The sequence below is a fragment of the Humibacter sp. genome (genome assembly GCF_051954055.1).
Lineage (GTDB): Bacteria > Actinomycetota > Actinomycetes > Actinomycetales > Microbacteriaceae > Humibacter.
Window position 1 is genome coordinate 1 of the sequence record NZ_JBQCIE010000104.1, and the last position, 14,068, is coordinate 14,068.

Annotated in this window: 12 protein-coding genes; 7 read left to right on the forward strand and 5 right to left on the reverse strand. The window is 69.5% G+C overall.

Annotation, left to right across the window (positions count from 1 at the left end; genetic code table 11):
• Positions 1-89 precede the first annotated feature (89 nt).
• The 5 genes from ACTHNC_RS12915 to nirB all read right to left on the reverse strand — a co-directional run bounded on the left by ACTHNC_RS12915 (position 90) and on the right by nirB (position 7,857).
• Complete coding sequence (locus ACTHNC_RS12915) at positions 90-1,721, reverse strand: NAD(P)/FAD-dependent oxidoreductase (protein ID WP_440295013.1); 1,632 nt, start codon at positions 1,719-1,721, stop codon at positions 90-92.
• A complete protein-coding gene (locus ACTHNC_RS12920; RefSeq protein ID WP_440295014.1) occupies positions 1,721-3,118 on the reverse strand; it encodes an MFS transporter in 1,398 nt (465 codons plus the stop codon). Before ACTHNC_RS12920 ends, ACTHNC_RS12915 begins: the two co-directional genes overlap by 1 nt.
• A gap of 133 nt (positions 3,119-3,251) precedes the next feature.
• Entirely contained in the window at positions 3,252-4,388 is a 1,137-nt protein-coding gene (locus tag ACTHNC_RS12925; protein WP_440295015.1) for a uroporphyrinogen-III synthase, read from the reverse strand.
• Positions 4,385-5,206, reverse strand: a complete 822-nt coding sequence (cobA, locus tag ACTHNC_RS12930; protein ID WP_440295016.1) for a uroporphyrinogen-III C-methyltransferase — start codon at positions 5,204-5,206, stop codon at positions 4,385-4,387. The genes ACTHNC_RS12925 and cobA overlap by 4 nt, the downstream gene beginning before the upstream one ends.
• Positions 5,203-7,857 carry a nitrite reductase large subunit NirB gene (gene nirB / locus ACTHNC_RS12935; RefSeq protein WP_440295017.1) on the reverse strand — a complete coding sequence of 885 codons (2,655 nt, stop codon included), beginning with the start codon at positions 7,855-7,857 and terminating at the stop codon, positions 5,203-5,205. The genes cobA and nirB overlap by 4 nt, the downstream gene beginning before the upstream one ends.
• 330 nt (positions 7,858-8,187) lie before the next feature.
• On the opposite strand from nirB, the gene nirD reads away from it, so the two are divergent.
• From nirD to ACTHNC_RS12970, 7 genes are all read left to right on the forward strand, one after another.
• Positions 8,188-8,568 carry a nitrite reductase small subunit NirD gene (gene nirD, locus ACTHNC_RS12940; RefSeq protein ID WP_440295018.1) on the forward strand — a complete coding sequence of 127 codons (381 nt, stop codon included), beginning with the start codon at positions 8,188-8,190 and terminating at the stop codon, positions 8,566-8,568.
• A gap of 168 nt (positions 8,569-8,736) precedes the next feature.
• A complete protein-coding gene (locus tag ACTHNC_RS12945) occupies positions 8,737-10,374 on the forward strand; it encodes an acyl-CoA dehydrogenase family protein (RefSeq protein WP_440295019.1) in 1,638 nt (545 codons plus the stop codon).
• 63 nt (positions 10,375-10,437) lie between these two features.
• On the forward strand, positions 10,438-11,151 hold the full coding sequence (trmD, locus tag ACTHNC_RS12950) for a tRNA (guanosine(37)-N1)-methyltransferase TrmD (protein ID WP_440295020.1): 714 nt from the start codon (positions 10,438-10,440) through the stop codon (positions 11,149-11,151).
• A gap of 75 nt (positions 11,152-11,226) precedes the next feature.
• Entirely contained in the window at positions 11,227-11,721 is a 495-nt protein-coding gene (locus ACTHNC_RS12955; protein ID WP_440295021.1) for a hypothetical protein, read from the forward strand.
• Positions 11,722-11,922: 201 nt separating this feature from the next.
• On the forward strand, positions 11,923-12,270 hold the full coding sequence (rplS, locus tag ACTHNC_RS12960) for a 50S ribosomal protein L19 (RefSeq protein ID WP_440295022.1): 348 nt from the start codon (positions 11,923-11,925) through the stop codon (positions 12,268-12,270).
• Positions 12,271-12,461: 191 nt separating this feature from the next.
• The gene (gene lepB, locus ACTHNC_RS12965) at positions 12,462-13,226 is read left to right on the forward strand and encodes a signal peptidase I (RefSeq protein ID WP_440295023.1); all 765 of its coding nucleotides are present in this window, start codon (positions 12,462-12,464) and stop codon (positions 13,224-13,226) included.
• Positions 13,227-13,236: 10 nt separating this feature from the next.
• Positions 13,237-14,061, forward strand: a complete 825-nt coding sequence (locus ACTHNC_RS12970; protein ID WP_440295024.1) for a ribonuclease HII — start codon at positions 13,237-13,239, stop codon at positions 14,059-14,061.
• The last annotated feature ends 7 nt before the right edge of the window (positions 14,062-14,068 follow it).

The window sequence follows — 14,068 nt, forward strand, 5'->3', positions numbered from 1 at the left end:
CTTCGGTGCGCTCAGCGTCATCGCGCACTGCAGCGCGCAGTACGGGCAATGCGTCGGGGTGCCGGCATCACGGGGCCGTTCAGTATCTTTCATACCGACACCCGGGCCGCCGCGCGGTCGCCCGCGAGCCCGTCCTTCGCCAGCCCGTCGAGAATCGACTGGATACGACCGCGGCACCCACCGCATCCCGTACCCGCACGCGTCGCGGCACCGATATCCGCAACGGTGCACACGCCGCGCTGGTCTTCTCCCACGGCAACGGCGGCATCGGCGATGCGCCCGGCACTGACGCCGTTGCACCAGCAGACGGTAGCCTCGGGGCCGGCATCCGTGGACTCCGCCGCGTCGTGGTACACCCCGTCGTAGCGAAGCATCAGCGACCTGTCGGCCGGCAGCTCTGCGCCGCGCTCGAACAGCAGCGTGAGCTCGGCGGCCGTCCTGGGCATCCCGACCGCCGCGAACGCCGTGAGCACGCCGTGATCGGTCACCGTCTTGACGTAGGCGCCGTGTTCTGGATCGGCCCACATCGCCACGCTGCGCCCGCCTTCCGGCACGCTGTCCCACGGCTCGGGGGAGACATCGCCCACCGCGACGCACTCGACGTTCTCGCCCTTCAGCATGACGATCGCGGGTCGTTGGGCCGGAGGCTGCCGGTCGAACGGATGCCCGCATGCTTCGGCCGTCAGCCGCTCGGCCAGCCAGTCCGCTTGTTGCCAGCCGGGGCCGACGAGTCCGCTCGGACCGCCGGGAACCGTGCCTCCGCGATCATTCGCGGGAGGTTCAGCGACGTGTGCGCAGTCACCGATGGCGTGCACGTTCGGATCGCTCCACGAGGTGAGCGTGCGATCGACGAGGATGCCGCGTCCCACGCGCAGTCCCGCGAGCGCGGCGAGCTCTGTGCGGGCGCCGACGCCGCAGGAGAGCACCAGCAGGCCGCCGTGCACGTGCTTGCCGTCGGCCGTGATGAGCGCGTCGAATCGTGCCTCGCCATCGGGTTCGTGCCGCACGGCGATCGCCTCCGCTCGCGAGTGCGGCAGTACGGTCACGCCGGCCGCGCGCAGCAATCGCGCCAACGTGAGGCCCGCCCCGCGGTCGAGGCTCCGCGGCATCGGAGTCGCACCGTGATGCACGACCACCGCGTCGCATCCGGTGCGTGCGGCGAGCAGGGCGAACTCCAGCCCGAGCACCCCCGCACCGAGCACGACGATGCGGTCACGTCGGTCGACGGCTTCGGCGACACGGGCCGCATCGGCAAGATCTCGAAGCGCAGTGACTCCTCGCGGCAACCGGTCATCGGCTCCGACCGCACGCGTGACCACGTGACGCTGCGCGTCGGAGCCTGCGGTGCGCGATACCCCTTCCAAGGTCGGGATGTTCGCCCGTGCACCGGTCGCGAACACGATGCGGTCGTACTCGAGGTCGTACGGTTCGGTCGTTCCGTCGTCGATGGTCGCGGTGCGATGCGCGGTGTTCACTCCGATGACCCGGGCGCCCAGCCGCAGATCGACACCCGCCGAGGTGAGCTGGTCCGCATCCTGCAGCATGATCTCCTGGAGCGGAACGGCTCCCACAGCGTGTTCGGCCACGAGCACTCGGTTGTACGCGGCCACGGGCTCCGCACCCACGACCGTCAGCGCGATCGCTCCCGAACGCGCGGCGGGCAGCAGCTCCTCGGCCAGCCGCGCTCCGACCGGACCGGCGCCGACGACGAGCACCCGCATCAGATGCGGTGTCCCGCCAGTCGTCCGCGCGGCCGGGCGTAGACCGTCAGCGTCACGATCAGCAGCACGGCGTATGCAGCGACGAAGCAGAGGAAGGCGGATGCGTATCCGCCGGTCGCCGCCGCCGACGCGCTCAGCACCTGCGGAATGACGAAGCCGCCGTACGCGCCGATCGCGGAGACGAGGCCGAGCGCTGCGGCGGACCGGCGCTGGGCATCCTTCGCGCGCGGATCATCCGGTGCGCTCGCCCCGCTGGTTGCGAGGAACACGGTGGGGATCATGCGATACGTCGCGCCGTTGCCCACCCCGCTGGCGGCGAACAGCACGAGGAAGCAGCCGAGGAAGAGCCAGAACGACTTCAGCGGCATCGTGAGCACCACCGACAACGCGACGACACCCATGGCGGTGAACGAGGCGGCCGCCACCTTCGCGCCGCCGAAGCGGTCGGCGAGCCTGCCGCCGTACGGCCGGCTCAGGGAGCCGACGAGCGCGCCGAGGAAGGCGAGCGAGACGGCGATCGTTCCGATCGGGATGGTGGCGAAGGCCGGGAACTGATCGGCGATGAGCTTCGGGAAAACGCCCGAGAAGCCGATGAACGAGCCGAACGTGCCGATGTAGAGAAGCGCGAGCAGCCACAGATGCGGTTCCCTCAGGGCGGACAGCGATGCGGTGAAGTCGTTGCGTGCGCTCGACAGGTTGTCCATGCCCTTCCAGGCACCGATCATGGCGACCACGATGAGCGGAACCCAAATCCAGCCGGCCACACCGAGTCCGAGGCCCGCGGTCAGTGCGACGGCGATCGGAACGGTGAACTGGGCAATGGCCGCCCCGAGGTTGCCACCCGCGGCGTTGAGGCCGAGCGCCCAGCCCTTCTGCGCGTGCGGGAAGAAGAACGTGATGTTCGACATCGAGCTGGCGAAGTTGCCGCCGCCGAAACCGGCGAGCCCTGCCACGGTGAGGAGGACCCAGAACGGTGTCGACGGTGAGCTGACCGCGAGTGCGAGGCCGACGGCGGGGATGAGCAGGAGACCCGCGGAGATGATCGTCCAGTTCCGCCCGCCGACGAGCGGGACCATGAACGAGTACGGGATGCGCAGTGTCGCCCCGACGAGGCTGGGCAGCGAGATCAGCCAGAAGCTCTCGGTCGTGGTGAGGTGGAAGCCCGCACCGGGCAGGAGCACGACCACGATGGACCAGAGCTGCCAGACCACGAACCCGAGGAACTCCGCGAACACGGACCAGCCGAGGTTCCGTCGGGCGATGGCCCTGCCCTCGTGCTCCCACTGCCCGGCATCCTCCGGATTCCAGCCATCGATCCAGCGGCCCGACCGCCGGGTGAGGGCGGCGCGAGCGGTGGAGTGGGCGGCCGGGATGCCTGCGTCGAGCGTTTCCGTCATGGGGACCTCCTGAGATGGCAGGGGAACGGGATACGACGACGCTAGAAAGGCGTCGTTTCGGCGGATCGCGCCCGCGGTAACCGCGACGGAACGTTGTCCGCACCGGGCCGCCGCGGCGCGGTGAGGCGACGCGTCAGTCGTCCAGGACGTTGATGCGGTACCCGCGCTTGACCACCGTCGACACCAGCCCAGGCGCATCGAGCACCGACCGCAGCCGGCTGAGCGCCATGTCGAGAACGTGGTCGTCTGGGGCGCCGACGAGGATGCGCGACAACCGGTCGCGCGGCACCACGGCCCCTCCTGCGCGGAAGATCGGCCGGAACACCGCCAGCTGTGCGGGGGTGAGGGGAACCGCACGCTCGCCGATCCGCACGACGGTGCCGCGCAACTGCAGGTCGCCGTGAGCGGTGGGAAGACCGTGCGCCGCTCGGCTCTCCAGTTCCTCGCACACGAGGCGAACGAGCGCGCCCATGCGGAATCGCTCCGGCTGGATGGGTCGCAGGCCCGCCGCGATCAGGGGCGCGGCGGTGACCGGTCCGACCACCGCCGGTATCACGTTGTCGGTGAAGGCATCCAGGAGCTCGTCGCGTCGCCCGTGCTCATCGGCCGCGTCGAGGAGTGCCTCAGCGGCGGGCGCGCTCGTGAACGTGATGCAGTCGAGCTGGTCGCTGCACGCGGCCTCGATGAGCCGCTGCACCCGCCAGTCAGCCGCATCCGGAGCTTGCCAGCGATATGGAGCAACGGTGAGCACGCGATGGCCGGCGCTGCGAAGCCGTTCCAGTTGGGCTTCGTCGGTCTGACCGTGCACCTGCACGGCGATCGTGAGCGCCGACTCGTACCGCTCGAGCACCCGGTCCACGAGCGAAGCGGTGGTCTCTTCATCGCTCATTCCGGCGTCGTCGAGCCCGGCGGCGCGCACTCCGCCTCGTGCCTTCGGCCCGCGAACGAGGATGTCCGCTCGCGCCAGCGCGGCCAGGAGTGCGTCTCCGAGCCCCGAGGCATCCGCCACCTCGAACCAGCGACGGATGCCGTACGCCGTCGTCGCCAGCAGAAGCTCCGGCTGTGCTTCGATGATCGTGTGGGTGTCGGCGATGACGGGGTCGTCATCCGCAGCGTTGACCATGTGGATCGTGGGCGCGTGCATCACCTGAGCGCCGCGCCGCTCGAATGCGTCGATGAGATCGGTACTGCGCCGGTCGTTCGTCACACCGATGCGGAATCCGTGCAGTTGGTCGGGACGGAAGCCCGGCACTGCTGCGATCTCCGTCATGCGCGAGCCGGCTCCGCGCCGGCGACATTGACCGTCGAGACGGCGGCCAGCTCGTGCGCACGGGCCAGCTGTGCACCGTCGCCGGCGGTCGCCAGCCGCACGACCTCGCCGATCACGACGACGGCGGGCGAGCTCACCCCGGCCGCAGCCGAGGCGGTCACGATGCCGCCGAGGTCCGAGATCGTGGTGCGCTGGTCGGGCGAGAAGCCGCGCTCGATCGTCGCGACCGGAGTACCGGCATCCAACCCGTGGCGCGCCAGCCCGGCGACGAGACCGGGCAGCGTGCCGACGCCCATCAGAACGACGATCGTTCCGCCGAGGCCTGCGAGGTGCTTGTGTTCATCGTCGGTGAGCGGGGCGTGGCCCGACACGACGGTGAAGAGGTGACTTACTCCGCGGTGGGTCAGCGGGATGCCCGCTGCCGCCGGCACCGCCGTCGCGCTCGTCACTCCTGGGATGACCCGTACCGGCACACCGGCCCCTCGGCAGGCGGCGACCTCCTCGCCGCCTCGACCCAGCACGAAGGCGTCTCCGCCCTTCAGCCGCACGACCCGGGATCCCTCGAGGGCGTGCCGCACGAGCATCCGTTCGATCTCGTCCTGCGGAACGGCGTGGTGGCCCGGCCGCTTGCCGACGTCGATGAGCAGCGCCTGCGGAGCGAGTTCGGCGAGCCGGTCGTGCGGGGCGAGGCGGTCGTAGAGCACGACGTCGGCGCGTCGTAGCGCCTCGAGCCCGCCCGCCGTCATGAGGTCGGGGCTGCCGGGACCGCCGCCGACGAGTGTGACCTCACCTACGGCATCGGTGGTTCGGCCGGTCACGGTCGAGCGCCTTCCTCGGCCGACCGTGACGCGACCTCCGATGGCGCAGTCCGCACGCTCGGCATGCCCAGCGCCACCGCTTCGTCGCGCTTGTCTGCCCCGCCTCTCTCGTCGGCCCTGGCGGGCCGCGCCTGGCCGCGCTCGATCACCCGTGGGATCCCGGTGTCCGGCGCGTCAGGCGCGTTGACGAAGGAGCGGAAGCGCCTGAGCCGATCGGGGTCGGCGAGCGTGGCCGCCCACTCGTCCTCGTAGTCGTCGACGTGCCTGCGCATGGTCGCCTCCAGCTCATCGGCGAGCCCGAGCGAGTCGTCCACCACGACGCTGCGCACGTGCTCGAGGCCGCCGTCGAGGTCTTCCATCCACCTGGCAGTGCGCTGCAGGCGGTCGGCGGTGCGGATGTAGTACACGAGGTAGCGGTCGATGTACCTGATGAGCGTTTCGTCGTCGAGATCCGACGCGAGCAGCTGAGCATGGGCGGGCTGCATCCCGCCGTTGCCGCCGACGTAGAGGTTCCAGCCCTCCGCGGTGGCGATCACGCCGACATCCTTGCCGCGCGCCTCTGCGCACTCGCGCGCGCATCCCGACACTCCGAACTTCAGCTTGTGCGGGGCGCGCAGCCCGCGGTAGCGCAGCTCGAGACGGATCGCCATGCCCACCGAGTCCTGCACACCGAACCGGCACCAGGTGGATCCGACGCAGCTCTTCACATTGCGCAGCGCCTTGCCGTACGCGTGGCCGGACTCGAAGCCGGCGGCCACGAGCTTGCGCCAGATATCGGGCAACTGATCGAGGCGCGCTCCGAACAGGTCGATGCGCTGACCGCCGGTGATCTTCGTGTACAGGCCGAACTCCTCGGCGACAGCCGCGATGACGGCGAGCTTCTGCGGGGTGATCTCGCCACCCGGAATGCGCGGAACGACCGAGTAGCTGCCGTCCTTCTGCATGTTGGCCAGGGCCCGGTCGTTCGTGTCCTGCAGCGTGCCTCTACCGCCGTCGAGGATGTATCCGCCCTGCTGGCTGGCGAGCATGGATGCCACCGCCGGCTTGCAGATGTCGCAGCCGCGGCCGGCGCCGAATCGGGCGACGATGTCGTCGAACGAGGCGAGTGAAAGCATCCGCACGCCCTCGAACAGCTCCTGGCGGTTCATCGGGAAGTGCTCGCACATGGCGTTCGAGACGGCGATCCCTGCGGAGGCGAGCTCCTTCTCCAGCAGCTTCTTCACGAGCGGAACGCAGGAACCGCACTGCGTCCCGGCCCGCGTGCACGCCTTCAGCGCTCCGAGGTCGTGGCATCCCGCCCCGTCGTCGCCTCCGGAGTGAACCGCGTCGCGCACGGCACCGACGGAGACGTTGTTGCACGAGCACACCAGCGCGTCGGCGGGCAGGTCGGTCCCCTCCGGCAACTCCCCACCCGCTGAGAGGTACGCGGCAGGCTCGGCCGAGAGTCGTCTGCCGAGCAGCGGGCGCAGCGCCGAGTACGGTGCGGCGTCGCCGACGAACACACCGCCGAGCAGCGTCGCCGCGTCCTGTGTGACCACGATCTTCTGGTAGAGGCCGCGCGCGGGATCGGCGTAGACGATCTCGAGCGCGCCGGGCGTGGAGCCGAGGGTGTCGCCGAAGCTCGCCACGTCCACTCCGGAGAGCTTGAGGCTCGTCGCGTCGTCGATGGTCGTGAACTCGGCGTCACCGCCGAGAAGCCGATCGGCGACGGTCTCGGCCATCGCGTTGGCGGGAGCGACCAGCCCGACGCACCGGCCGAACACGTTGGCGACCTCGCCGATCGCGAAGACGTGCGGGTCGGACGTGCGGCAGTCCGTCCCGATCACGACGCCGCCGCGCTCGCCGAGCTCGAGGCCGGCATCGCGCGCGAGCTCGTCGCGCGGCGTCACGCCGATGGCGAAGACCACGATGTCGGCGTCGACGGTCTGCCCGTTCGTGAGCTTGACCGCGCGGACGCCGGCCTCGTCAGCGAAGATCTTCTGCGGACGCGTGCCGAGGTGCAGTCGGATGCCGCGCTGCGCGATGAGCCGGGACAGCGCCTGCCCTGCGCCCTCGTCGAGTTGGGCCGACATCAGCCAGCCGCCGGAGTGCACGACGGATGCCTCTGCGCCCAGCTGCGCCAACCCACCCGCCGCCTCCAGCCCGAGCAGCCCGCCTCCCGCGACGAGCACCTTCGCCGCACGTCCCAGCCGTTCGCGCACGTCTTCGCATTCGGCGACCAGCGCGTCCACGTCGTCGATCGTGCGATAGACACGTGCGTGCTCGCTGCCCCTGATCCCGGGGACCGGGGCGCTCGATCCGGTCGCGAGCACGAGCTCGTCGTAGGGGAGGCGCTCGCCGGCATCCGTCTGCACGATCCGCGCGTGACGGTCGATCGAGGTCGCCCGCACGCCGGTGCGCAGGCTCACCCGACCATCGCTCCACACGGCGGACGGCTGGAGCGTGAGGTCCTCCGGCCCGTGCAGCCGGTGGCTGAGCGCGACACGATCATAGGGAAGATGCGGCTCCTCGCCGATGACCGTGAGGCGAACGCTGCCGGCTTCGTCGCGCGAGGCGACCGCGTCGACCAGGCGATGCGCAGCAGGGCCGGCGCCGATCACCACGACGCGGCGTGCCGACCGAGCCTGCCCGGTGTCTTCTGTGTTCGTCATGGGCGGTCCCCTCCCGACGGGCCTGCCGCGGATCGGAGTGCGTCGACCGCCGGCCCACGTTCGCGTCCGGCGCGCACGGCCGCTGTGCCCGAACTGTGCTCGAGGCTAGGAGCGTCCTGTTTCGAGCGCTTTTCGCGGTTGTGAACGGCGGTTACAGCGGACCTTCACGGCGCCGATGCCCGCGGTGAGGTGGACTTCACGCACGCGAAACGCCCGTGCGATCGGCCGTAACACGCGGCCCCTACCGTCGGTCGCGACATCACGATCGATGGCGTGACGGATGCCCGCACTTCAGTCGGACATCCGCTCGCCGGCCGAGAGGAGCGCACGATGACGCTGACCGTCGAGCCGCCTGCCACCCGCACCGCGCCGGTGGCACCGGTGAATCCCTGGCAACGGGTCTGCCGCATCGATGACCTCGAGAACGGCTGGGGCGAGGCCGTGCTGGTCGCCGAGCGACAGGTCGCCCTGTTCCGTCTCGACGACCGTGAGCTGTACGCGGTCGACCACATCGACCCGAAGACCTCGGCCCCGGTGATCGCCAGGGGCATCGTCGGGTCGAAGGGTGAGCGCACCACGGTGGCGTCGCCACTGCTCAAGCAGGTGTACGACCTCGCGACGGGGGAGTGCCTGAGCGAGCCGGGCCCCGCCCTCGCCACGTATCCCACCCGGATCGTGGCCGGCTACATCGAGATCGCGCTCGCCGCCTGACCGGTCCCGTCGACAACCCGCTCCCGTCCGTCGACTACGCGCGCCCGCCCTGCCGAGGGGTGCGCGACCGTCCATCCGAGAGTCCGCGAGCGTCGCCCCGAGAGTGCGCCCCCGTCCCGCGCTGGGCGAGGATGGATGCGCACCCTTCGGCCGAAAGGACGGGTTTCGATGGCGAGACCGGCACCGCACCTCACGCACGACGTGACCAATCAGACGCCCGATCGCGTCGGCATCGACGAGTTCACGACGAACGCTGCGCTCGTGGAGGGCGTTGCACAGCACGACGCGGCGTGGGCGATCGACGAGCTCAGCACCATCGGAACCCTTGTCGGCAGTGGCGGATTCCAGCGCGACGCGGAGCTGGCGAACACGCGCGAGCCCGTCCTTCACGCGTTCGATCGGCACGGCATCCGCATCGACGAGGTCGAGTACGACGAGTCCTATCACCGCGTCATCGCGGCGGCGGTCGCTCACGGCTCGCACACCTCGGCATGGGCTCGGCCGAGACCCGGCGCCAACGTCGCCCGCGCCGCCGCGTTCATGTTGTTCGCTCAGATCGAGCCAGGACACGCCTGCCCGATCTCGATGAGCCACGCGGTCGTCCCGGCGCTGCGGCAGCAGCCGGAGCTCGCCGCGAAGTGGATGCCGCGCATCCTGAGCCGCGAGTACGACGGACGGCTCGTGCCGGGCAAGCCGGGCGCGCTGTTCGGCATGGCGATGACCGAAAAGCAGGGCGGTAGCGACGTGCGCGCCAACACGACGGTGGCTCGACAGGCAGGCGACGCCTGGCTCCTGACCGGACACAAATGGTTCTGCTCGGCACCGATGAGCGACGCGTTCCTGGTGCTCGCGCAGACGGATGCCGCCATCGGCTGCTTCCTCGTGCCGCGCATGCTCGACGACGGAACCCGCAACGTCTTCCACATCCAGCGGCTGAAGAACAAGCTCGGCAACCGGTCGAACGCGTCGAGCGAGGTCGAGTTCGACGGCACCGTAGGGTACGCCGTCGGAGAGCCGGGAAGGGGCATCCGCACGATCATCGAGATGGTCGCTCGCACCCGACTGGACTGCGTGCTCGGCACAGCGGCCGGCATGCGCCAGAGCGTCGCAGAGGCCGCTTGGCATGTGCGCCACCGTTCCGCGTTCGGTCGCACGCTGATCGACCAGCCTCTGATGCGCAACGTCATCGCCGACCTCGCACTGGAGTCGGAGGCGGCGACCGCGCTGGGGCTGCGGCTGGCGCGAGCGCACGACGAGGATGCCTCAGACACCGAGGTCGCGTTCCGCCGTCTGGCGACAGCCGTCGCCAAGTACTGGATCTGCAAGCGCGGACCCGGTCACGCCTACGAGGCGCTGGAGTGCCTGGGCGGAAACGGCTACACCGAGGACTACCCGCTGGCACGCCGCTATCGCGAACAACCGGTCATGGCCGTGTGGGAGGGCTCGGGAAACGTCATGGCGCTCGACATCCTCAGGGTGCTGTTCAGGGAACCGGATGCCGTCGCCGCCGTCCGTGACGAGCTCGCGTCCGCCGCGTCCGCCGACCGTCGTCTCGCCGAGGCGCTGCGCTCGATCGACGAGCGGCTCGCACAGGCATCCGGCCGGGAACCGGATGACGTCGCCTTCGACGCCCGCCGTCTCGCCGAGGACCTCGCGGTCGCGCTTCAAGCCGCGGTGCTCATCAAGGGTGCACCGGATGCCGTCGCCGACGCGTTCTGCGCCTCTCGCCTCGCGGGCGACCGCGGGGCGCTGTACGGCACACTCCCGTCGGGCGTCGACGTGGAGGCGATCCTGGCCCGCGCCTGACGCGTGCCGGTTCTCGGGCTAGCGCACCCGACCGACGTTCCGGCCCCTCCTAGACTTCACGATGTGCGCATCGACATCGTGACGATATTCCCCGCGATCTTCGACGCCCTCGACATCTCGCTGCTCGGCAAGGCCAGGCAGAACGGCATCATCGATCTGCGCGTGACCGACCTGCGCACGTACACGCACGACCGTCACCGCACGGTCGACGACACGCCCTACGGCGGCGGCGCCGGAATGGTCATGAAACCGGAGCCATGGGGGGAGGCCTTGGACGCCATTCTTGGCGTCCAAGATGTGCAGAGTGCCGTTCTCGACGGCGATCCCGTCGTCATCTTCCCGTCTCCCGCGGGCGAGGTCTTCACGCAGCGCATGGCGAGGCATCTGGCCGAGGAGGAGCACCTCGTGTTCGGATGCGGACGCTACGAGGGCATCGACCAGCGCGTCTTCGACGACGCGCATTCCCGTGCACGCGTGCGGCTGGTCAGCCTCGGCGACTACGTCCTCAACGGAGGAGAGGTGGCAGCACTCGCCATGGTGGAGGCGATCGCGCGGCTCATCCCCGGGGTGGTCGGCAATCCGCAGAGTCTGGTCGAGGAGTCCCACGAGGACGGCCTCCTCGAGTACCCGTCGTACACGAAACCGCCCGTCTGGCGCGGTCGCGAGGTGCCCTCCGTGCTGCTCAGCGGCAACCACGGGGCGATAGCGGCGTGGCGGCGTGAGCAGCAGCTGGAGCGCACTCGGCGCGTGCGTCCCGATCTGCTCAGCGAGGACTGAGCACTCGCATCACGCCCTCGGCGAACTCCTCCGCCTTCCCAGCCGACGCGCAAGGCCGGCGCCTAGCCTTGCCGCATGGCGCTCCGCAGGGCTCTTCTGAGATGGCAGTTGTTCGCCGTCCCGGTGCTGCCGCTCTGGCTCCTGGTGGGCTTCGGAGTCTTCGGCGGCGGGGCCGGCGGGTTCTTCCTGCTCTTCCTCGGCTCCGGGGTGCTTTTCGTCTTTCTCGCTGTGCTTGCCGGGCTCACGAGGTTGCGTCCTCGTGTGCGCGAGGAGAGGGCGCTCGGCTGGTGGGATGTCGCAGCCACCCTCGCCTTCCATCTCGCCCTCGTGGGCCTCGGCTTCTTCGGTGCGACGGGCCTCGCGTTCGGCCTCACCGCCGTCGTGCTCGGCATCGGAATGTTCTGGCTCACGCTATGGGAGCTCGTGCACGAGTGGAGTGATCGGGTCTCATCGGCCGTGGCACGCGCGTCCGCCCATCCCGGTGCGCCGCAGCAACCGGCCGACGAGCCGCGTCGGCGTCGTGGACCGGACGACGGCGACGTCATCATCGTGCACGAGCCGGGTCGCTGAGCGCTGCCGCCGGTACTGCCCGGCGGCGTTTTGTCCGGGCATCCGCTTCGTGGCAGAATGGAAGACCGTGCCGCGGCACGTGCTCTGCCTCCGGGGAGTCACGCACTGCGCTTCGTCGAGAAGCGCGAACGGCGCATCATCCACATTCTTCATCCACTTGATCCGCGTTCGACCGGTGGCGGACGCAGAGAGCGAATCATCATGCACATCCTCGACGCCGTCGACGCCGCCTCGCTGCGCAGCGACATCCCCGAGTTCCGTCCGGGCGACACCGTCAAGGTGCACGTCAACATCACCGAGGGCAACCGTTCTCGCATCCAGGTCTTCCAGGGTGTCGTCATCGCCAGGAGCGGCGAGGGCGTGCGCGAGACCTTCACCGTGCGCAAGGTCAGCTTCCAGGTCGGCGTGGAGCGCACCTTCCCGGTGCACTCGCCGGTGATCGACCACATCGAGGTCGTCACCCGAGGCGACGTGCGCCGCGCCAAGCTCTACTACCTGCGCGAGCTGCGCGGCAAGAAGGCCAAGATCAAGGAGAAGCGCGAGGCGTAAACCGCGCTTTCCGCGCATCACGACCCGAGCTCCCGCCCCCTTATCGCGGCTCCGCCGCTCACCGGCTCACTCGGCTCGGCCAGGCGACCAAGGTCGCCCGGCTCTCGCCTCAGTCGCCGATATGATGGGGCGGGAGCTCAGGTCGTTCGAGGGGCCGGCTCGAGTGTTCGAGGGCGGGAATTCACACACAGATGACAGACGAATCTCTGCCCGGCCGGCACGACGAGTCCCTGTCGAGGCGGTCAGACCGCGCCGCATCGGAGAAGAAGACCAAACAGCGCAGCATCAAGTACTTCCTGCGCGACCTGCTGATCATCTTCCTGGTCGCGATCCTCGTCTCGTTCCTGATCAAGACGTTCATCGTCCGGTCGTTCTACATCCCCTCCGGCTCCATGGAGAACACGCTCCAGATCAACGACCTCATCATCGTGAACGAGCTCGAGCCGAACCTCATGCCGATCCATCGCGGCGACGTGGTCGTCTTCACCGATCCGGGCGGATGGTTGCCCCCGTCGACCGAGAAGCAGACGAACACGAACCCGATCGAGTGGGCGCTCTCGCTGATCGGGCTGGCCGCTCCGGACAGCGACGACCACCTGGTCAAACGCGTGATCGGCGTCCCGGGCGACCACGTCTCGTGCTGCAACGCGCTCGGCCAGCTGAGCGTGAACGGATCCCCGCTCAACGAGCCGTACATCAAGCTGCCGCCCGGCGAGAACGAGGCTGCGTCGCTGCACTTCAAGGTCACCGTTCCCAAGGGGGATCTGTGGGTGATGGGCGACAATCGTTGGGATTCTCAGGACTCCTCGCGCAACCAGAACCTGCCGGGGAAGGGGTTCGTACCCGAGAAGGATGTCGTCGGCCGAGCCATCCTGATCAGCTGGCCGATCAGCCATTGGACCTGGCTCTCGAATTATCCGGACGTGTTCCGCGGCGTCGAGGACACCAAGAAGTAACGTCGAAGGCGTGGCAGTGAAAGCAACGGATGCCCCCACGTGGGTCGACGCGGCTCCGGCCGAGAGCGCACCGGCGCGCTCTGCGGTGAAGCCCGCGCGCAAGCGCAAACGGCTTCCCGCCCCCAATTACCGGTTCGAGACCGAGTTGCACACTGCGGGAAGCGCCGTCGTGATCGGATGCGACGAGGTCGGCCGCGGTGCACTCGCCGGGCCGGTGGCCGTCGGCATGGTCGTCGTCGACGCCGAGGTCGGCCGCTGGCCGAAGGGTCTGCGCGATTCCAAGCTGCTGCTGGAGCCCAAGCGCGAGGAGCTCGCGCCGCTGTGCATGCGGTGGGTGCGCCACCACGCTGTGGGTCTCGCATCCGCCGAGGAGATCGACAGGTACGGCATCATGGCCTGCCTCGGCATGGCCGGAGCACGGGCGTTCGCGGCTCTGCAGGCCGCCGGTGCGCCGCTTACGGCGGGCACGATCATCCTCGACGGCAACTACGACTACCTCTCCAGGGCGCTTCCGGTGCGAGTTCCCGTCGTGTCGCGCATCAAGGCAGACCAGTCCTGTGCGTCGGTCGCCGCGGCGTCCGTGATCGCGAAGGTGCACCGCGACGCGATCATGATCGAGCAGGATGCCGTGATCCCCGGCTACGCCTGGGCGAGCAACAAGGGGTACGCGAGCGAGGCGCACTTCGAGGCGATCGATCGGCTCGGCCCGAGCGCACTGCACCGTCGAACCTGGCTGCACCGCGAACGCAGAGAGGTGCAGCTGGAGCTCGATCTCGGCGAGGACGCGACCCTCGACGTCTCGGCTGCGGCCGACGCGGACGAGACCGCGGCCTGACCTGGAA

Excerpts from the sequence above, each read along its gene's own strand:
- ACTHNC_RS12915 (WP_440295013.1), bottom strand. The coding sequence starts at position 1,721 with ATGCGGGTGCTCGTCGTCGGCGCCGGTCCGGTCGGAGCGCGGCTGGCC.
- ACTHNC_RS12920 (WP_440295014.1), bottom strand. The coding sequence starts at position 3,118 with ATGACGGAAACGCTCGACGCAGGCATCCCGGCCGCCCACTCCACCGCT.
- ACTHNC_RS12925 (WP_440295015.1), bottom strand. The coding sequence starts at position 4,388 with ATGACGGAGATCGCAGCAGTGCCGGGCTTCCGTCCCGACCAACTGCAC.
- nirB (WP_440295017.1), bottom strand. The coding sequence starts at position 7,857 with ATGACGAACACAGAAGACACCGGGCAGGCTCGGTCGGCACGCCGCGTC.
- nirD (WP_440295018.1), top strand. The coding sequence starts at position 8,188 with ATGACGCTGACCGTCGAGCCGCCTGCCACCCGCACCGCGCCGGTGGCA.
- ACTHNC_RS12945 (WP_440295019.1), top strand. The coding sequence starts at position 8,737 with ATGGCGAGACCGGCACCGCACCTCACGCACGACGTGACCAATCAGACG.
- ACTHNC_RS12955 (WP_440295021.1), top strand. The coding sequence starts at position 11,227 with ATGGCGCTCCGCAGGGCTCTTCTGAGATGGCAGTTGTTCGCCGTCCCG.
- rplS (WP_440295022.1), top strand. The coding sequence starts at position 11,923 with ATGCACATCCTCGACGCCGTCGACGCCGCCTCGCTGCGCAGCGACATC.
- lepB (WP_440295023.1), top strand. The coding sequence starts at position 12,462 with ATGACAGACGAATCTCTGCCCGGCCGGCACGACGAGTCCCTGTCGAGG.